This window comes from Tildeniella sp., from assembly GCF_059505325.1.
This window is the reverse complement of the sequence record NZ_JCACKI010000010.1, coordinates 80,741-99,245: the sequence shown is the minus strand read 5'-3', so window position 1 is coordinate 99,245 and position 18,505 is coordinate 80,741. Positions and strand designations below refer to the sequence as shown.

General features: G+C 51.1%; 17 protein-coding genes. 4 read left to right on the top strand and 13 right to left on the bottom strand.

The annotated features are described in order from the left end of the window. Nucleotides 1-51: 51 nt before the first annotated feature. From AC5JO6_RS05000 to AC5JO6_RS04990, 3 genes are all read right to left on the bottom strand, one after another. The gene (locus AC5JO6_RS05000) at nt 52-810 is read right to left on the bottom strand and encodes a metallophosphoesterase family protein (protein WP_496079946.1); all 759 of its coding nucleotides are present in this window, start codon (nt 808-810) and stop codon (nt 52-54) included. 250 nt (nt 811-1,060) lie between these two features. Further along, nucleotides 1,061-1,786: a DUF1995 family protein gene (locus AC5JO6_RS04995; RefSeq protein WP_496079945.1), complete on the bottom strand. Its 726-nt coding sequence runs from the start codon at nt 1,784-1,786 to the stop codon at nt 1,061-1,063. Between the two features lie 156 nt (nt 1,787-1,942). After that, nucleotides 1,943-2,542 carry a hypothetical protein gene (locus tag AC5JO6_RS04990; protein WP_496079944.1) on the bottom strand — a complete coding sequence of 200 codons (600 nt, stop codon included), beginning with the start codon at nt 2,540-2,542 and terminating at the stop codon, nt 1,943-1,945. A gap of 193 nt (nt 2,543-2,735) precedes the next feature. Here AC5JO6_RS04990 and AC5JO6_RS04985 point away from each other — a divergent pair, with 193 nt between their 5' ends. Then, nucleotides 2,736-3,110: a histidine kinase gene (locus AC5JO6_RS04985; RefSeq protein WP_496079943.1), complete on the top strand. Its 375-nt coding sequence runs from the start codon at nt 2,736-2,738 to the stop codon at nt 3,108-3,110. Between the two features lie 108 nt (nt 3,111-3,218). Here AC5JO6_RS04985 and AC5JO6_RS04980 read toward each other — a convergent pair whose 3' ends face one another. After that, nucleotides 3,219-4,400 carry a DUF2252 domain-containing protein gene (locus AC5JO6_RS04980; RefSeq protein ID WP_496079942.1) on the bottom strand — a complete coding sequence of 394 codons (1,182 nt, stop codon included), beginning with the start codon at nt 4,398-4,400 and terminating at the stop codon, nt 3,219-3,221. Nucleotides 4,401-4,941: 541 nt separating this feature from the next. On the opposite strand from AC5JO6_RS04980, the gene AC5JO6_RS04975 reads away from it, so the two are divergent. Together AC5JO6_RS04975 and AC5JO6_RS04970 are read left to right on the top strand one after the other, a co-directional pair. Then, nucleotides 4,942-5,607 (top strand): DedA family protein, encoded by a 666-nt coding sequence (locus AC5JO6_RS04975; RefSeq protein WP_496079941.1) that lies wholly within the window; start codon nt 4,942-4,944, stop codon nt 5,605-5,607. 138 nt (nt 5,608-5,745) lie between these two features. Further along, complete coding sequence (locus AC5JO6_RS04970; protein WP_496079940.1) at nt 5,746-7,128, top strand: UDP-N-acetylmuramoyl-tripeptide--D-alanyl-D-alanine ligase; 1,383 nt, start codon at nt 5,746-5,748, stop codon at nt 7,126-7,128. Nucleotides 7,129-7,131: 3 nt separating this feature from the next. On the opposite strand, the gene AC5JO6_RS04965 is transcribed toward AC5JO6_RS04970, so the two are convergent. The 3 genes from AC5JO6_RS04965 to AC5JO6_RS04955 all read right to left on the bottom strand — a co-directional run bounded on the left by AC5JO6_RS04965 (nt 7,132) and on the right by AC5JO6_RS04955 (nt 9,632). Continuing rightward, complete coding sequence (locus AC5JO6_RS04965; RefSeq protein ID WP_496079939.1) at nt 7,132-7,920, bottom strand: GUN4 N-terminal ARM-like repeat domain-containing protein; 789 nt, start codon at nt 7,918-7,920, stop codon at nt 7,132-7,134. 374 nt (nt 7,921-8,294) lie between these two features. Continuing rightward, nucleotides 8,295-8,792 (bottom strand): D-glycero-beta-D-manno-heptose 1-phosphate adenylyltransferase, encoded by a 498-nt coding sequence (gene rfaE2, locus AC5JO6_RS04960; RefSeq protein WP_496079938.1) that lies wholly within the window; start codon nt 8,790-8,792, stop codon nt 8,295-8,297. A gap of 162 nt (nt 8,793-8,954) precedes the next feature. Continuing rightward, entirely contained in the window at nt 8,955-9,632 is a 678-nt protein-coding gene (locus AC5JO6_RS04955) for a response regulator transcription factor (RefSeq protein ID WP_496079937.1), read from the bottom strand. Between the two features lie 739 nt (nt 9,633-10,371). Here AC5JO6_RS04955 and AC5JO6_RS04950 point away from each other — a divergent pair. After that, nucleotides 10,372-11,796 (top strand): NADP-dependent isocitrate dehydrogenase, encoded by a 1,425-nt coding sequence (locus tag AC5JO6_RS04950; protein WP_496079936.1) that lies wholly within the window; start codon nt 10,372-10,374, stop codon nt 11,794-11,796. 197 nt (nt 11,797-11,993) lie between these two features. On the opposite strand, the gene AC5JO6_RS04945 is transcribed toward AC5JO6_RS04950, so the two are convergent. From AC5JO6_RS04945 to AC5JO6_RS04920, 6 genes are all read right to left on the bottom strand, one after another. Continuing rightward, nucleotides 11,994-13,109: an LptF/LptG family permease gene (locus tag AC5JO6_RS04945; protein WP_496079962.1), complete on the bottom strand. Its 1,116-nt coding sequence runs from the start codon at nt 13,107-13,109 to the stop codon at nt 11,994-11,996. Between the two features lie 275 nt (nt 13,110-13,384). Continuing rightward, nucleotides 13,385-14,113, bottom strand: a complete 729-nt coding sequence (gene lptB, locus AC5JO6_RS04940) for an LPS export ABC transporter ATP-binding protein (protein ID WP_496079935.1) — start codon at nt 14,111-14,113, stop codon at nt 13,385-13,387. Between the two features lie 72 nt (nt 14,114-14,185). Next, nucleotides 14,186-14,764, bottom strand: a complete 579-nt coding sequence (locus AC5JO6_RS04935) for an LptA/OstA family protein (RefSeq protein WP_496079934.1) — start codon at nt 14,762-14,764, stop codon at nt 14,186-14,188. A 214-nt stretch (nt 14,765-14,978) separates the two neighbouring features. Further along, on the bottom strand, nt 14,979-15,425 hold the full coding sequence (locus AC5JO6_RS04930) for a DUF309 domain-containing protein (protein WP_496079933.1): 447 nt from the start codon (nt 15,423-15,425) through the stop codon (nt 14,979-14,981). Between the two features lie 212 nt (nt 15,426-15,637). Then, nucleotides 15,638-16,381 carry a DUF928 domain-containing protein gene (locus AC5JO6_RS04925; RefSeq protein WP_496079932.1) on the bottom strand — a complete coding sequence of 248 codons (744 nt, stop codon included), beginning with the start codon at nt 16,379-16,381 and terminating at the stop codon, nt 15,638-15,640. A 185-nt stretch (nt 16,382-16,566) separates the two neighbouring features. After that, a complete protein-coding gene (locus tag AC5JO6_RS04920; RefSeq protein ID WP_496079931.1) occupies nt 16,567-18,357 on the bottom strand; it encodes a CHASE2 domain-containing protein in 1,791 nt (596 codons plus the stop codon). Nucleotides 18,358-18,505 lie beyond the last annotated feature (148 nt).

Genomic DNA, 18,505 nt, shown 5'->3' with positions numbered 1-18,505 from the left:
GTAAGTGGCATTCGAGGTTTGAACCGTGTAGAGGTATAACGAAACGCGTTGCTATAGAAAGAGCGCTTGCCGATGTGCCATCACCTGAGTTGGTTCAATCTCGGTAACGGCTTCATCCAGCGGCAGCATCCGCACACAGCGTTGGAAGACATTCGCTTGATAAACGCGGCGATTGGTCATGTCAACGCCTGTTAGCCAACCACTTTTAGGATGATAAGCGCCAGTATCAATATCTAGCCAGCCATGCCCACGAGCGAGTTCACCAGGAGCCACGTTGGGCAGCGTAAAGGTAATCGTATGCCCCGTAATGATAAGCTTGTCCGCAAAATAAGGTTTCGGGCTGCTGTGAAACTCGTCGCGAATCCAGCAAAACTCTTGCGTTGTTTGTGCTTGAATTGGCAACCCGGGATGAACACCTGCATGAACCAGCCACAGATCGCCCAAGTCGATGTATGTGGGCAGCGTTCTCATCCAATCAACATGGTCGGCTCGAATTCCAGCATCACCGTAGCTGGCAACAGTTGCCCGTCCGCCGCTGTAGAGCCACGCTTGTAGAGCAGGGTGAAACGCATGTCCATGCGGAAAAGCATCAACCAAAAGTTGCTCATGATTGCCCAGCAGGCAATGATAGCCATGCTGCTGTACCAGATTGACGACGTTGGCACTATCAGGACCACGATCGATCAAATCTCCGAGGAAATAAACCTGATCAGCCTCACCTGGTGCGATCGCATCCAGCAATGTCATCAAACCTTCGTAGTGACCATGCACATCGCCAATGATGATTCGACGATGATTAGTTTCACTCATGCGATCGCCTTCTCTGTAATCTTACTTAAGCTCAAACCACGCCGCACTCGTGAACGTTGCGGACATCAGACAGTTGGTTGAACACGCTGATGTGAAGTCGATTTGAATCAGGTGATTTGAATCACTAGGTTCATTATGCCCTGTTTTTTTTGCCAGTTTCCACACTCACCTTAAAGCTTACATTTCCTACCCAGAAGTTTACTCAACCTTCACTGATCTGTTTGAGCACACTCTGTTTAAGCACAAGGGTTTATTGCCCTAAAGCCCTGAGGAACCGTTGCATTTCTTCTAGAACACTTCGCTTGGGTGCTGCTTGCGCTCCGCCAACTTGAAGCAACAGTTCTTCTAGCCTTTCTGAGTTTGGCTTCGACAACTCTTCTGCCGCTAACGTGTAGGTCTGATTCGACTCCAGCCAAACTTGCCAGGGCGAGGGGTAACACCGCAGCAGCGCAGCCTGATCAAGCGGTCGCACGTAGTAGCAAGGCTCAAAGGTGCTGAGGAAGCGTTCGCGGATTTTGCGTGCGGCGTAACCAATACCAACGGTGCCAATATCTTCTAAACGAGGAGTCAAGAGGATAACTGGGCGCTCTCCAGCGGCTAGACAAATCTGTTCAACTGGCGACACTTCTACTGACGAGGGCGCGACGAAGAGAAACATCTGGTCGTCGGGGCTAACCAGTTCTTCGACGGGTGTTGTTTGCCTCGCACCAGCGACATCCAGGCTGCAAATTGGATGAGGTATTGATCCCCAGTCACGTCTGGCTAGCGCGGCGGCTCCAGCGTCGGTAAAAAATACTTTTAGCGTTGCGCCCATGTCGCTAAAGATAGATAGGTATTGAAAGGCGATCGGCGTTGGCTTTAGCTCTGGTAGTAATAAGTCGATTTGGAGGCGCGTATAGCCAGCCGCGATCGCTGCCTGAGTAGCGCTTTGTGCCTGCGCGATCGCGTCTTCTAGCGTTTGAGGAAATTCAACCATAGAGGGTAGTAGCGAGGGGTAACGGATAAAGGCTGAGCGCTCATCGCTCATGTACCTGATCCTAAGTCTATGGGGTTGCCTCACTTAAGGAAAAGAACTCAGCGTTGTCGTCTTCAATCTACCCTTGAATTGTTTTGACTCGCTCTCCCTCAGGTTTCAATCCTTACACACTACAGCGTTCGGTTCTAAGAACCAAATTGCATAGCCTTGAGCAGCTCTGGTGATAACAGCGCCGACCTCTTTGCGCTGCAACCGGGCAGCAAGCATCAGCGCCTGCTGTTGCGTGGTTACCACTTTAAGCAAGCCATAGTGCTGACCATCAACCAGTACTGCCGCTAGACGTTGCTCTGAATCTGGCAGGCTAATGTGGCACGCTTTATAGTCGTTACGGGATTCAAGAATTTTGCAGGGCGGTAAATCGATGGCGGTCTGCAAAGGTTGAGACGGCGATCGAGGGCACGAATCGACGTATGCTTCAGGTTCTAACCGCCAAATAGCATACCCTTTCGCTAACTGGGTAATGACAGCTTCTGTACCTGCCGAGATCAGTCTGTTGCCGATTTCCAGCGATCGCGATCGATCTTGAACGACCTTGACCAGACTGTAGTATTTGCCCTGCACAATGACGGCTGCCGCCCGGTAATCTTCCCCTGGCAGACAAATATGACACGAACGATACTGGTCACGAGATTCTAGTATTTTAGGAGTCAGGTCTAACTGATTGACGGGCGATTGAGTGCGAGTTGGGGGTAGCATGAACTGACCTCAAAGAGATGCTCCAGAAGGGTATCGAATCTTAAAAATCTAAAAGAAACTTAACTGGGTGATTCTATTTTCGCTGCAATCGCTTAGTAACTGAAACCGTGATAACGCGCATTTTCAGCCTTTTGGCGCGGCATAACCTGCGTTTCATAGTTCGTCCCTTTCTATGCTCAATGCTTAAATCAACATGTCTCATCCTTGCCACATTGTCGTTGCAGGCAATCCTGCCATTATTTATGCCAGTCGTAATGGTACGCCCGATCGCATTCTGCCCATTCTCAAGCGGTTTCTTGACCGATTTTGGCAAGAGAGGGATTTAGCTGGTGAAGATAGCGAAACGCCTGAGTGTCTGGTCGCTCAGATTATCGTCCGCTTTGGCTTTGAAATTTGTGAGGATGACTTCTCAAATTTGCGCGTGGGCGTGAGTTACAACCCCAAAGCAGAGTACCTTTACTGCATCTCGCCTCAGCGCGATGTGAGCGTTTGGGTGGCGGAGACGCGCTATCGCAAAGAGCCAACCCTCGGTCTGGAAGGCTGTCGGCGTTGGGAGGGTGAGGAGTGAGGAGTGAGGAGGCAGGAGGCAGGAGGTAGGAGGTAGGAGGTAGGAGGCATAAGGGAAGAGGGAGGAGGATTTTTGAGTCGCTCTAACAAACAGAAACAGCATTCCGTTTCAGAGCGTTGCTTGGCAGAATGTCTGGTAGTCGGCTTCAACTTGCCTTGCGTAGGTTTGGGCGTAGTCGAGTAGAGGCTGATGCCACTCGCTGGTTTGAGCGAAGGCGATGAGGTCGTCTGCGATCGCCGAGCCTTGCCGCCCACCGCTCAACAACTGTCCCCAGGCGATGATTTCTGCCATCGTTTCGATCCCTTTACGTAGGTGACGGGGTTTGCCATTCCATTGGCTGAGATTAACTTTATCGTCTGTTGGTTGCAGTTCACGCAACACGTAGGCTTGACTGTCGATTTCTACTGCATCTAAAAGGGCAGGCGGTGACCACTGAACGCGTTTTTGCACGGCGACAATGCGTTCTGCTTGATTCGCCCATTGGGGTTGTGGGCAGGCGACATAGGGCTGCAAGGCAGATGCAACACCGATCTTTAGATCCAGGAGGTAATTACGATTCGGAGAGCCATCGCCTTCGACTAGCAAAATATAGCGCTCAAGCCCTAGACTACCCATACCAGCCACACGATAAGCACCATCAAGCAAGCGAAAGAACTTCGGTTTTTTCTGCTTGGCTATCCAAGTTTCAAGCAATGCTTCAATTTTGTCGCGCTGTGTTTGGGCGATCGCTTGTACCTTTTCGTTAAGCAATAGTTGGCGCATTTTGCCCACTTTCTTGGTGCGTTTGTCCAAAAAGTCTTTGCGCTGACGCTGCTTCAGGCTGTCCAGCAGCTCTTTGACTAACCCAGTCGCAGTCTCTCGATTGACCATGCCAACCTGACCTTTCGCCAAAACACTGGTGTAGGCAGTGAGCGCATTTTGACAGAGCGCCTGTGTATCGGTTGCGTCGATCTTAAGGCTACGACCTGCCACTAAAATCGATGTCAGAAAGCGGGCTAAATCCCAGGTGCAGGGCGCGAGCACCGCTTCATCAAAATCGTTGATGTCGAAATAGACGAGGCGATCGTTGCCCTTGTAGCTGCCAAAATTTTCTAGATGCAGATCGCCACAGATCCAGACGGGCGGAGCCGCGTTCAATGGCGAGTTGACTGGAAAATCTTCGTAGAATAAGTGACACGTACCACGCAAGAAGGCAAACACATCTTGCCGCATCGTTCGATACTTCAGAGTTAGCAGATCTGGTTTGCGGTTGTGATTAAACTGCTGAATGCGTTCAACGACGGTTGCCATAATTGTCCATAGCCTCTGTGGGATGCCGTGTTATGGCAGTCCTGAATCGTTTGTGAAAAGTATGCAGTGATTTTAACAGTCAGGGGCAGCCGTCAGCGTTGAAACCTGGTGCTGAGAGCGAAGCCAGCATCACTTTCACAAATCAAACCGGATTGCTGTAGCACTTGAAGCGAAGGCTGAAGGTCATCGCCTGAGAATGCTTTAAGACCACTTGAACGTCAATCTAAATTGAGCAAAGTCGAGTCATACCAAATCCAAAAATAGACGCTACAGATCAATCGATCCGCCCTTACCCTTTTCTTGTATGCCGAAGGCTTTAAGCCCTCTCCCTTTCTTGAATGCCCATCGGGCTATAGGGGCAAGTTTTGCCCTGAAGCAACCGAAACGCCAATCATGTGCTGCTCAAACTTGTCCTTACGACGTGCAGCCTTTGCAACAAACCCGATTCAAATTGGTATCAGGCTGAAAACGGCTTCATTGACAGATTTCCAAGCATCGCGTCAGAATTGATACAGAATGACGTTTTTAGTAGCTGTTTTGCATGTCACTGGATTTTATTTCTGTAGAGAAAGTTGAAGAAGTTGCACAGCAGTATGGCTATTGGGCTGTCTTTCTAGGAATCTTTTTAGAAAGCTTAGGGCTACCTGTTCCCGGAGAAACTGTAACCTTAGCAGGCGGCTTCTTAGCTGGTAATGACCAGTTGAACTATTGGATGGTGTTAGCTGATGCCGCATCGGGTGCCATTCTGGGTGGAAACGTCGGCTACTGGATTGGCAGACGTGGTGGCTGGTCGCTGTTGCTGAAAGTTGGGCGCGTTTTTCGCGTTGGTGAAGAGCGTCTGGAATCGCTTAAGCGTCAGTTTAGTGAGAATGCTGCTAGAACCGTCTTTCTGGGTCGCTTCATCGCACTTCTACGTACATTTGCCAGTCCTTTGGCGGGTATCGTGCAGATGCCTTACCTCACATTCACGGTTTATAACACGCTGGGGGCAATCACCTGGGCATCAGTGGTCGTGAGTCTTTCGTATTTTGCAGGGCAGTTTGTACCACTGGAGCAAATGGTTGCATGGGCAGGTCAGTTTGCCTTCGTTATGTTGCTCGTGGCGATCGCCTGGATTATGATTCCACTTTGGCTTGAATCGCGCAAGGCAAAAGAAATTGTGAAACATGAGCCGCAGCCCGACGACCAGCCTGCTAGTGGTTTGTAATGAGTTTGCAGTACGTTTTGACCTGACGGTTAGAGCGGTTGAAGTCAACGCTTGCGGCGATCGCTCGTCTTAAAGCTTGCCAAATCGGTACCATTAGCCGTTCAATGGCAGCTATCCTCTTTTTATGGCAGCCTCTGCATGTCTTTTCGTGCCACGATCGCTCAACTCAGCCAGATTCTGAATGTATCACCGTTCGCTCATGCCGCTGTCGCTTTAGAAACAGAGGCGATTGGCATTACAACCGATACCCGTTCGCTCCAAGCGGGCGAAGTCTTTTTGGCACTGCGAGGAGACCGCTTTGATGGTCATGCGTTTGTCGAACAGGCAGCAGCCAAAGGCGCGATCGCAGCGGTTGTTGATCGGCGTTTCCCTTTAACAGATTGGGACGTTAAGGGCAGCAATCCTCGGTTTCCTCTACTGCAAGTGGCGGATACACTACAGGCTTATCAGGCGATCGCGCACTGGTGGCGGACTCAATTTACCTGCCCTGTCATTGCGGTAACGGGTTCAGTGGGCAAAACCACGACCAAGGAATTAATTGCAGCCGTGCTCTCCTTGCAGGGAACCGTACTCAAGACGCAGGCAAATTACAACAACGAAATTGGTGTGCCTAAAACGCTGCTGGAACTGGGGACAGAACACGCGTTTGCGGTCATTGAGATGGGGATGCGAGGGCAGGGAGAAATCGCGCTGCTGACTCAGCTTGTTCGCCCTGATCTTGGTGTGATCACCAACGTTGGTACGGCACATATTGAGCGCTTGGGTTCTGAACAGGCGATCGCGCAGGCAAAATGTGAGCTTTTGGCAAAAATGCCCAGCAGTAGCATCGCCATTCTTAATCAGGATCTACCGCTGTTGATGCAAACCGCAGCGTCCGTCTGGCAAGGCAAAACCATGACCTATGGCTTGGATGGCGGCGATTTATATGGACACTTGCTTGACCCCGAAACACTGGTAGTCGGCGATTGGACGCTGCCACTCCCTTTACCCGGACGGCACAACGCCTTGAATTATCTAGCAGCGCTGGCAGTTGCTAACGCACTGAGCATTGACTGGTCGCCACTCATGTCTGGACTAACCGTCAATCTTCCAGCAGGACGCGCGAAACGATATACCTTACCGGGTGACATTTTGCTGCTAGATGAGACCTACAATGCTGGGTTGGAATCAATGCTGGCATCCCTCAATCTGCTTGCCCAAACGCCAGGGACGCGCCGGATCGCTGTGCTGGGCACCATGAAGGAACTAGGGGAGCGATCGCCCGAATTTCATCATCAGGTTGGCGTTGCCGCGCGCACGTTGCAGCTCGATCGCCTGCTCATTTTGGCAGATCCAACCGAAGCCACTGCTATGAAAGCAGGCGCAGCAACACTTGCAGCAGAATGCTTTTCTAGCCATGCTGCGGTGGTAGAACGGTTACAAACGCTGATGCAACCGGGCGATCGCATCCTCTTTAAAGCTTCGCGGGCGGTTGGGCTAGAGCAGGTTGTTGATCAGTTGCGCGATCGTCTTGCGCCATAAGCGCTAGGTTTTAGACCAGGCAGGATGGGTTAGCAACGAGGCAATCACCCGCACGCCGCGCAGTTGATTTGAGAGTGGCAGGTGACCCTTGGGTGCCGACAGATCCCACGTGAATCCTTGTGGATAGCGTGTCCACAAGTTCCCTGTACGCCACCCAATTTTTGCCCAAAGCTGATCCCAATTTTTGCCCGCGCTGAGCCAAATTTCGCGCTGCACCGAGAAGCCAAACTTACCTTCAGAATGAGTTAGCCAGAGCGCATTCAGCGTTTGCAAATCCGTTACCGGAAATTGAGCGACTTCTGTGAAATAGAGCCACTTACGCTGTACGGCTGCGGTACCAACGACTTCGCACATTTTTTGTAAGGTCAGCTGATCCGCCACTTGAAACTTTTGTTCCGCCAGTAGTCGTTGTAGGGAACTATAGTCAATGCCTGCTTCGGACTTTAAAGGCACAACACCTTGAGGAAAGTGGGCTTGGAGAAACGTCTGCGCTGAGGCAGAATCTGAGCTAAAGAGCGTTTGATACGCCATTCCAATGACTGGGAGAGCCGTACTTTCCAGCGGTTGGGGCGCGAAGTCATCAATGGAGGCAGTGCTGTTTACGGTCTGATAGTGCTCGGCAAGAAATCGCATCAGCGCACCCAATCCAGGCTCGCCAGCAGCGCCCAAAGCCTGAATGGTTTGCCCCTGATTCTTAGCAGCGGTAGCGCTCAATTGCAGATAGAGAGCGTCTGTAGGGTCAGCACCATCGCTTAAAGACGTAGTCACCAGGTTGCCAGTTGAATTAGCCATCCTATCCATCAAGTCCACATGCTATTGAGAGATGAGCAAGCCATTTAAAGAACAGCGCACTGTGCTCACTCCATTTGGATAAGCTGGTCTCTGTGCGATCGCGGCGCTGTTACTGATGGAGGCTTGAAGCAAAGTAGAGAGAAGTAAACTAGATTTGCGTTATGCAGTCCACACCACTGTGCAAACCAGACGCTAGCCTTCTACGTTAGCAGGTCTGAAGTGTGTTTTTAAAGTCTCAGGCTGCTGCAAAACAAAACCAGATATAGCTGTCGCCATCAAAGTTGAAACATTGGGATTAAAGGGGTGTGGGGCGAACCCATGTGACTACGGCTACAGAAGAAAAAGCAGACCCCAGCGGCTTAGAGCAACAATGTCTAATCATCTTGTGCAGCCAGAATCCGCTTTACAATTGCAGAGGTCGAACTGGGTACTTCAATCCGAATCAATTCGACACGACCACCATACGCCTGCACGATCGCCGCTTCTGGGAGGGTCTCCAGTTGATAATCACCACCCTTGGCGTAAATCTCTGGCTGGAGAGTAGCAATCAATTGACTGGCAGTCGTTTCGGCAAAGATGATCACCCCATCGACTGACCTGAGTGCAGCGAGAACCTCGGCTCGTTGCTGTTCGGGCACGATCGGGCGGGACGGTAAGCCCTCAGCTTGGGGTTTGATTGCCTGTACTGAGCGATCGCTATTCAAACCCACTACTAGCGCCTGTCCAAGACTTCTCGCAGCCTGTAAATAGCGCACATGCCCCGCGTGGAGGAGGTCAAAGCAGCCGTTTGTAAACACTAACGGTCGCCAACGTTGAGGATCAGCCGCGATCGACTGCTTCAGTTCATCTAAAGTGTAGAGACCAGAAAACATAGGAACAAGGGATAAGGGATAAAGAGTTTTAAACAATCTTTAGGCTACCGCTTCGCAGAAATAATCTTTAGCCTTAACTTTAGCCTTCTGCCCTCTGCCTTCTACCCTCTGCCCTTTACCTTCTGCCCTCTGCCCTCTGCCTTCTCTTCCAGCTTGCAGCCCTTAGTCCTCACCCGGTAAGCTCTCTGTCGGCAGCTTATAGCCGCGCTCAAAAGCAAACCGAACGAGTTGTGAGCGGTTTTCTAACTGTAGCTTGCTGAGAATGTTGCTGAGGTGCGTCTGCACAGTGCGAGGGCTGACAAACAAGCGATCGCCAATTTGTTTATTGGTAAAGCCTTGAATCACCTCCCAAAACACCTTTTCTTCGGCAGGTGTAAGTGGTAGAGGGTGGGGTGTCACTGGCACGTGTCCATTGAGGGCTGCGCTATTGCCTTCCCGCTGCATCAGTAGCACGATTTCGCTGTGGATGCGGCGCGATCGCTCAAGCTGCGATTCAATTTTTGCCAGTAGCTCTCTCGGCTCAAACGGTTTAATCAGGTAATCGTCAGCGCCGATGGAGTGCCCTTGTACCCGATCGTCTACTTCTCCTTTGCTAGAGAGAAAGATAAAGGGTACGAGTTGCCCAGAGCGGGTCGATCGCAAGCGACGACAAAACTCAAACCCATCCATCTCAGGCATCATGACATCCGAAACCACTAAATCTGGAGGATCTTGTTCAAATAATTTGAGTGCTTCAATGCCTGACGCAACATTCTGCGTCAGATAACCCCGTTTTTCTAGGTAGCGTGTGAGCGCCATCCGTAGGGTTGCATCATCATCAACTACTAGAACTTTCTTCATCTAGATCTCTGCAGCGGTAGTACAAAATACATGTGAGAAGCGCTCCGTGTTTGTTTCAGCACACAACCTCCAGGCACAGCGTTGAGAATCATCAGGTAAGGATATCTAGTCTGTTTTTCTAAGATGCGCAATCAGTGAGGGTAGCCATCTTCACACCAATTTGTCTGCCAACGTGCCCGCCTCTTGTAACTGAAGTAGTATTCCCACTAAGTTAGATGAACTGCCTATAATTATCGGTGCTGAGCAACTTATTCTACTCAATCACGCTAAATTGCTGAACTTAATCAGCAATTCCCTCGTTCCTATCTTAGAGTTCCCAGGGATTTCTGCACAAACTAGATGGCAGTATCCGAGTTTATGGAAAACATGCAACGGTCGTTAGAGATGCGGCATGATGATCAGCGACTCAAACCAGACAGATGACATCTAGCGATCCTATTTGAATGATGAGAGTGACACTGGTATTAGCGGTCAGCGGTCAGCGGTTAGCAAAAAAAAACTGATCGCTAACTGATTCAGTCTTGCTGATAAATGGGTCAGCGATAGAACTGACGATAGTCAATTGGTGTTTACAGCGATCGATCGCTGTATCGCAGTCAGATGCACTACAAACCTGTTCAGCCATTGGGCTATTCTAACCACAGCAGTACAGCCGAGCGATGCTGTGAGGGACTCGTTGTTTGGTGATCCGCTCGTTGGCTGATGCTGCGCCGCTACACAAGTACAGGAGTGATTGTCAATGACCTATGAAAAAATTTCGCCCCCAACGATCGGTACCAAAATCACGTTTCAAAACGGTGAGCCTCAGGTACCAGACAACCCCATCATTCCCTATATTCGTGGAGACGGGACGGGCATCGACCTTTGGCCCGCCTCTCAGCGTGTTTTTGACGCAGCCGTAGAAAAAGCGTATGGTGGCAAACGCAAGATTAGCTGGTTCAAAGTCTTTGTGGGCGATGAGGCTTGTGACACCTATGGCACTTATCAGTACTTGCCAGACGATTCGCTGACGGCAATCAGAGAGTACGGTGTAGCAATTAAAGGTCCGTTAACAACCCCGATCGGTGGTGGCATTCGATCGCTCAACGTGGCGCTGCGTCAGATTTTTGACCTGTATGCTTGTGTCCGTCCCTGCAAATACTATGCGGGCACACCATCCCCACACCGCTTTCCAGAAAAGCTGGATGTCATTATTTACCGCGAAAATACTGAAGATATTTATCTGGGCATTGAGTGGAAGCAGGGTAGTGAGATTGCCGATCGCCTGATCAAGCTTCTCAACGAAGATTTGATTCCCGCTACGCCCGAACATGGCAAGAAACAAATTCCGCTTGACTCTGGCATTGGCATTAAGCCCATTAGCAAAAAAGGCTCCCAGCGCCTGGTACGCCGTGCCATGAAACACGCTTTGCGTTTGCCCAGGGAAAAGCAAATGGTAACGCTTGTCCACAAAGGCAACATCATGAAATATACCGAAGGCGCGTTTCGTGATTGGGGCTATGAACTGGTGACGAGCGAGTTTCGCGGTGAATGCGTGACCGAGCGCGAATCCTGGATTTTAGGCAACAAGGAACGCAACACAGACATCACGCTGGAAGAAAATGCCCGTCAGATTGATCCGGGCTACGATGCGTTGACGGTTGATAAGAAGGAAAAAATCTGCGCCGAAGTGCAAGAAGTTTTAGGAACCATTTGGGACTCTCACGGCAGCGGACAGTGGCAAGAGAAAATCATGGTGAACGATCGCATTGCCGATAGCATCTTTCAGCAAATCCAGACGCGACCCGATGAGTACTCCATCTTGGCAACCATGAACCTGAATGGGGATTACTTATCAGATGCGGCAGCGGCGATCGTTGGTGGGCTAGGCATGGGTCCCGGAGCTAACATCGGTGACGTATGCGCCATCTTTGAGGCAACCCACGGCACCGCTCCTAAACATGCTGGACTCGATCGCGTTAACCCCGGTTCTCTCATCCTGTCTGGGGTCATGATGCTGGAATATCTGGGCTGGCAAGAAGCGGCTGACCTGATTACTCAAGGCATCAGTGCGGCGATCGCCAACCGTGAAGTCACCTACGACCTCGCCCGCATGATGGAACCGCCCGTAGAGCCGCCGTTGAAGTGTTCGGAGTTTGCTGAGGCGATTATTCAGCACTTTTAACGCAAGGGGAGAGGAGTAAGGGGGCAAGGGAGGCAGAGGGGCAAGGGAGGCAAAGGGGCAAGGGAGGCAAGAGAAACGTTTTAAGTTTTAAGTGTTAATTCTGATTTGCTTTCAACTGAGTTTAAGTTTTTAACTCACTTCCCCCTCTCCCCCTGCTTCCTTTGACTCCCTACTCCCCACTCCCGACCCCCGACCCCCTACCGACTAATCCGTACCAGCAAAACACCGCCAAACACCAGCCCAATCAGCGTCGGCAGCCATCCCGCCAAAAAGGAGGAAAGAATATCGAACTGGTAAAGGGCTTCGCAAATGCTGATGAAGAGATAGTAGGACACGATCAGCACCAGACTGATACCGAAGCTGGTACCGCGACCGACTCCTCGACGAGGCTGAGTGCCTAGAGTTGCGCCTACCAAACCAAAGACCAGACAGGCAAACGGAAACGCCATTTTTTGATCAATGCGTAGTGTCAGCTTACGGATTTCTTTCTGATTGCCTGTTTGACTGATAAGACTCAGATATTCTTGGATCTGGGCGATGTTCATTTCACCAGGGTCGAGCGATGTCTGGGCAATATCTAGCGGTGTGCGTGGAAGCTGAATCTGCTGTTGGGTGAAGCGGATAATATTGCGATAAGAACCATCTGGCGCAACTACGTAAATGGTGCCATTGAAGAAGTCCCAGGTTTTCTGGTCAGTGTTCCAAAGAGCCGCTTCGGATGCCACGATTTGATTGAGTCCATTCTGTGAAAAATCAAGGATGGTCAAGCCTTTCATCTGCTTCCCATCAAACTGCTTGGCGTAAAAGATGCGAGACAGCACCCTTTCACGATCGCCATTTAGTTGTTTAACGTTTTGAAACTCTTGGTAAAGAATATTTTGTTCTCGAAATGATGGCTCCTTTTTGTTCAGGGCAGCATCGAGCGTATTGGATGCCTGACGGTTAGCAGCGGGAACGATCGCTTCATTAAACGCAAACGTAATGCCCGTGACAATCAAGCCCATGACGATCGCGGGCGCAATCAGTCGATAGATGCTCACCCCACAGCTCCGTAGCGCCACCAGTTCGCTATCGCTTGAAAGCCGACCATACACGGTCAAACACGACAGCAGCATCGACATGGGAAACGACAAACCGATAAAATAGGGCAGCTTGAGCAGAAAAACCTGCACTGCAATAGAGATCGGTAACCCGGCTTCCGTCACCCGCCGCACGAGATCGAACAGCACGCCGATCGCCACACCAATGGACGAAAACGCACCTACTCCAAACAAAAACGGCATGATCAGTTCGCTAGCAATATAGCGATCCATGACCGAGAACAGTGAGGTGAGCCAACCAAACGGTTTCAAAGGCGGCGGACTGGTGGTGGAGATTGAAGCCATACATTAGGGAGTGGGGAGTAGGGAGTAGGGAGTGGGGAGTAGGAAGTGGGGAGCAGCGGAGCAAACAGAACTCAAAACTCGGTGAGAGGCGGAAGTCAGGAGTCAGGATTTACTTAAAGTGCCATCCTTCATTCCTTCACTTCCTCATCCCCTCACTCCACCGCGAAGCGGAAGCAAGCTACACTTCTTACTCCTCACCGCTTCTATGGTTGAAAACTATCACCCAGATAATACTGTCGCACCAGCGGGTTGCTGTAGAGTTCTTCGGAGCTACCAGAAGCAAGAATTTGTCCATCGCGCATGATGTAAGCGCGATCGGTTATTGCCAGAGTCTCTCGGACATTGTGATCAGTGATGAGTATGCCAATTTGACGATCGCGCAGTGCGGCTACAATTTGCTGAATTTCGGCAACGGCGATCGGGTCAACGCCAGCAAACGGTTCATCTAGGAGCAAAAACTTGGGACCGCTGCGTCCAGCCGCTAAGGCTCGTGCTAATTCAGTGCGCCGCCGTTCTCCACCAGAGACTTGAGACCCTTTGGTATGGGCAACTTTTTCGAGCCGAAATTCCTTCAGCAAATAGGTCAGCCGATCGTGCCATTCTTGCCGGGGAACCTGAGACTGTTCCATTACTAGTAGAATATTCTCCTGCACGGTCAAATACCGAAAAATGCTTGCCTCTTGCGCCAGATAGCCAATGCCCAACCGTGCCCGTCGATGTAGTGGGAGTGCTGTAATTTCCGTATCGTTCAGCCAAACGCGCCCTTGATTTGGTTTTTCTAGCCCCGTCGCCATGTAAAACGTCGTCGTTTTGCCCGCTCCATTCGGACCCAATAGTCCTACAATCTCACCCTGAGAGACAGAAAGACTGACGCGGCTGACCACAACCCGCGCACCATAGGACTTATGAACATTCTCAAGCGCAATCTTCAACCGTCCACTCCTGGTCGTGCTGGGCAAGAACAAAGCTGACGACGATCTTATCGTGGATCAGCCGCCACTGTCTCAACGCGAACCTGGAGACGATGGGCTGGACAGCGGTGGTGCCAGATCGGGTTGTCTGCGCGGCAACACTGGCACAGCAGGCGTAAACTGTGGCTGTGGCGTGAATGGCGCAGAATTTGCAGTTGGGGCAGGTGTGGTTGTTGCCTCCGGAACGAGGTAAATCGACTCGACCTGCTTTGGTGCGTCTGGTAGCGCCACAAATTTACCTTCGTCGATTAAATAGGTAACTGTTTCACCTCTGAGGCTATTGCCTTGTTGCAAAACATACACATTCCCACTCAGCACAATCCGGCGTTCGCGGCTGAAGTATTGTGCCTGAGCCGACGTTGCCTGAATTTGTCGGGCGGGATAGTTGATCTGCACGTTGCCGCGTGCTGTGATCACGCCCGTTTTGGAGTTTGCCTCCTGTATATCCGATCGCAGCGTGAGCGATCGACTGACCTCTTGCGCTTCAGTCGGCGTACTGAGCAAGAGATTCACCCCACTGTTTAGCAACAATGCGGTTGCCAACGCACCTGGAAGGACAGCTATCAGTTTGAGCAGCTTTAACGGAACAAGCAATCGAAGAGAAGACATCATGGGGCAGAATACTCAGCGAGATGGCGAAGAATCAGATGACAGCGCTGGAAGATGCTTTAGTAGTTTACCCAATCTTGCTTCGGCTCAGGCGAATTCTTTTAGAAGGTATGACGGTTTAAAGATAGCGTCCTAGAGCCTGTAAGACGAGTAATCAGAGTGAAAAGTTGCGGGTCGATCGCCCACTTAAACGAAAGCAACCTCACTATAGCCACCATCAACCGACTTTTTGCAGCGTTGGAAAAGCAAGTGACTGAAGTCGTTCACCGCCTGATACATTATCCTCTGCGGGTCTTATCCCCAGTTGCTGCATCACGACGCTTACCCGATCGGGTCCTGCCTCCTGAAGCGTGGTGAGAATCTGAAACGTCTGCGTCAAAAACTGCTCCACGTCGATCGCCGCGTAGATTGGCTGATAGCCCCGCAGCCGATTGATGCCTTCACCCATCAAGAGAACCGCACCGCGCCAGTTTTGATTGCCCAGATGATAGAGCGCAACCGCCACTTGCAGAATACCCTGATAGAACTTTTTGTCTGGCTCAGTTGCTTCAATCCATAGCGCTTCTAACGTGTCATGACACGCATAAAACTCCCGCTGGTTAAATTGCTCAACTCCCTGCCAGAACTCATCTGGCAATGTCTCATTTGATGATGCGTCGTTCAAGATTGCTATCCAACGAAAGGCTTGTTAAACGGAAAGCGATTAGCGGTCAGCCGTCAGCCATGAAGGTAAGAGCTTTGTTCAGCGAAAATCCTTAGAATTCAGCCTTTGTGAGTATTTTAGCGATTTCGCTCGTTATTACCCAACAGGTTTAAGACTGTCAACTGACCGCTGACCGCTGATAGCTGATCGCTGCCCGCCCCTTGCTTGCGACTCTAGCGTTGAATTGCGTGGATCGAGCTATCTTGCAGCAGTTTACGCTCGGTAGCATCGATCGCCACGCTGGACAACAGAGACTGTCGCAGTGCTTGCAGTTGAGTGGCGCTGCTGGGTGGTGTAAAGGCAGTTTTTAGCACGTCGTACCACAGGTTTGCCTGAGCGTAGAGCTGAGCTTGATTCGAGCGATCGCGGGTTTGCGCCAACTGTTGTTTTAAGCCTGTTTGCATCGGTACGACATCGATGACAGCTTCGGCAAAAAGATTGCTAGAAGGGCGATTGGCATTGCACACCAGTTCGACCTGCCAGCGATAACGTTTACCAACCGTTAACTCAGGCAGAGCACCCGCAGCCGACATGACCGTAATGCCAGACACGCTTCGCAGGCGATCGTCTTTGATTTCTTTCACCAGCTTAAAGCGATCGTTGTCCTGTTCATACAGCCTGAACTCGATCGGCAGAGATACCGCATCACGCACAAACCAGGCAAACGTAGGGCGCGTTGATACGGTCTGTCCCGCTTGCCCGCCTGGTGCCAACAAAATTAGTGCCGGTACGTTAGGCGCAACTGGTAGAGCACTCGTACCACAACCTCTGCCACCAGATGACCGACCACTGGTCGGTGCTGTATCGTCATCTGCTGCCACGGTTAACGCAGGCATGAGGCATAACCCCAAAACAATGCCAGCAACCAGCTTCGTAACGATTCGTTGCGTGAGAACCAATGCAACTTGATGCTTCATGACTATCCAAAACGCTCCAACAACGCTAAGACTATTGAAGCCTGTTTAACGGACGCTTGATTGACTGAAACGGGTGAAAAAACTGCCACCAGGGTTTTGGGCTGCGCCAGACAAGCTCACAAACCATGCCGTGGGGCATGTGAGGGTGACGCTGAAAGCTGCCTCCAAGCGATCGCGCCAACTCTTTAGCCTGAGCCGTCCCCCGTCCTTCTCGTTCCTTCTCGTGTCGTTTTCAAAGCACTCGTAAGCAGACCATTATCAATCACTTGCAAAGCATACCAATTTTTGTCCCGCCGACAAATAACGTCTAGACAGCTAACGTTGATGGTGTGGTTGCCAACATTACACAAGGCTTCCTCCAGAAAAAGGCACAGATCCTGTTTTTGGTCAGTCGATAGGGGACACTCTTTGAGGGGTGTAAAGTCTGGCGGGATGAGGGTCAGGATGGAGGCAAACCCTGGCAGATCTCGCTTCAGGGTGTTTTCATAAACCTGATAGAGCAATTCATGAATGGGTGTTTGCGTGTAGCGCTGATCGCCTGTCACAAGTGCTTGTTGCATTGATTCGTAAACCGATCGCAATTCCTGGTTCAAATTTTGCAGCTGCGATCGCACTTTTTCGGCTGACAGATCGTCGAGGCTTCGCAGCATCGCTGCCAGCGTTTGCAGGGGACCGTTATGCACCGCATCGTATGTACGCTGAAGTGTCAGACTCCGCTGTTCTAACAGCAGTCGAGCATCACGGTCAAACAGCAATGTCGTTAAGCCTGCTGCACTTAACGCTAGTAGCGCAGGCACGACAGGAATCCACCAGCCGATCGTGATGAGTCCGTAGCTCAGTGCGATCAAGCCAGCGCTACTCACTGCCAAACCTAAAAACGTTTTCCAGGGCGATTGCAGCAGCAAGCCCAGCACTATACCAATGAGTCCCCAGACCACAATCCAAAGATATTCCACGCTTTTTGACCAGTTACGCAGCAGCGGACGGTGATCCAAAACGGCACTGATGATTTGACTGATCGAGTGAGCGTGATTCTCAACGCCATAGAGCAACTTGTAATCCTCACCGGTTGTGCCGATCGCATCGGTCAGCAAACTGCCCTTGGTCGCAACCGTAGTCACCGTATCATTCTGGCTGTTTGGGGCAGTCACACCCACTAAAACGATACGGTCACGAATCCACTCTGGCTGCACCCGCCCCTTCAGCACGTCTGTCATCGAAACAGCCCGAAACGGGTTTGGGTGGCTGCGAAAGTTCAGCAGCATTTGGTTGCCGCCTGCCTTTGCCTGCACGTAGCCACCTGTACTAGCACGAAAGCGGGGTAGCTCGATCGACCCAAGGCGAATTGGATCGCTGGCACGGGTACCATGCCGAAACGTGGCTGCTTGAGTACGGAGATAGCGTGCTGCCAGTAGCAGTGATAGAGAGTACTTCACCTGACCAGAGCTAACCTTGCTAGCTAACAAGCAGCGCCGTAATTTGCCATCCGAGTCAATCACGATATCTGCCAGACCCACCTGTGTATCGGGCAATTCTGGGGGCGGCTTGACCTTAAGCAGGGCAGATGAACCCACATCCGCTTCAATACCAATGAGGTTGGGGCTGTTTCTGAATACCTGTGCCAGCTCAGCCCGATCGGGGTCTGTAGTCAGGTCACGAAACAGATCGAGACCGATCGCGGCAGGCTGATACTGCTGTAGGGTTCGTAGCAGTGCCGCTAACTCACGGTCTGGGATCGGGTATTTGCCCACCAGTCGAATATCTTCTTCAGTAATGCCGACGATCACCACTCGCGTGTCCGGTGCCTCCAGCGGGCGCGATCGCAGAAACTGATCAAAAGTAGCTAACTCTAAAAGTTGCAGCGAACCAGTGATGCGGGCGATCGCCACCAGCCCAATAACGACCAGCCCAGGCAGTATCCCCACGCGCCAAACCTTGGCATGAGGCTCAATTTGTTTCCAAAATCCAGCGTTCACTTTAATGTTCATTCAAGTCAACAAGGGCTAAAGCTTGCTTCTCTCTTACTGAGTGATGTTCAAGCCAGTCGGTGACCAGACAATCAAAGACTAGCGTTACAGGTAGGTTCTACGGATGCAGGCAAACGCTTTGAAGCACCGTTCATCC

Coding starts and splice junctions, on each gene's coding strand:
- AC5JO6_RS05000 (WP_496079946.1), bottom strand. CDS start 810: ATGAGTGAAACTAATCATCGTCGAATCATCATTGGCGATGTGCATGGT.
- AC5JO6_RS04995 (WP_496079945.1), bottom strand. CDS start 1,786: ATGGTTGAATTTCCTCAAACGCTAGAAGACGCGATCGCGCAGGCACAA.
- AC5JO6_RS04990 (WP_496079944.1), bottom strand. CDS start 2,542: ATGCTACCCCCAACTCGCACTCAATCGCCCGTCAATCAGTTAGACCTG.
- AC5JO6_RS04985 (WP_496079943.1), top strand. CDS start 2,736: ATGTCTCATCCTTGCCACATTGTCGTTGCAGGCAATCCTGCCATTATT.
- AC5JO6_RS04980 (WP_496079942.1), bottom strand. CDS start 4,400: ATGGCAACCGTCGTTGAACGCATTCAGCAGTTTAATCACAACCGCAAA.
- AC5JO6_RS04975 (WP_496079941.1), top strand. CDS start 4,942: ATGTCACTGGATTTTATTTCTGTAGAGAAAGTTGAAGAAGTTGCACAG.
- AC5JO6_RS04970 (WP_496079940.1), top strand. CDS start 5,746: ATGTCTTTTCGTGCCACGATCGCTCAACTCAGCCAGATTCTGAATGTA.
- AC5JO6_RS04965 (WP_496079939.1), bottom strand. CDS start 7,920: ATGGCTAATTCAACTGGCAACCTGGTGACTACGTCTTTAAGCGATGGT.
- rfaE2 (WP_496079938.1), bottom strand. CDS start 8,792: ATGTTTTCTGGTCTCTACACTTTAGATGAACTGAAGCAGTCGATCGCG.
- AC5JO6_RS04955 (WP_496079937.1), bottom strand. CDS start 9,632: ATGAAGAAAGTTCTAGTAGTTGATGATGATGCAACCCTACGGATGGCG.
- AC5JO6_RS04950 (WP_496079936.1), top strand. CDS start 10,372: ATGACCTATGAAAAAATTTCGCCCCCAACGATCGGTACCAAAATCACG.
- AC5JO6_RS04945 (WP_496079962.1), bottom strand. CDS start 13,109: ATGGATCGCTATATTGCTAGCGAACTGATCATGCCGTTTTTGTTTGGA.
- AC5JO6_RS04935 (WP_496079934.1), bottom strand. CDS start 14,764: ATGATGTCTTCTCTTCGATTGCTTGTTCCGTTAAAGCTGCTCAAACTG.
- AC5JO6_RS04925 (WP_496079932.1), bottom strand. CDS start 16,381: ATGAAGCATCAAGTTGCATTGGTTCTCACGCAACGAATCGTTACGAAG.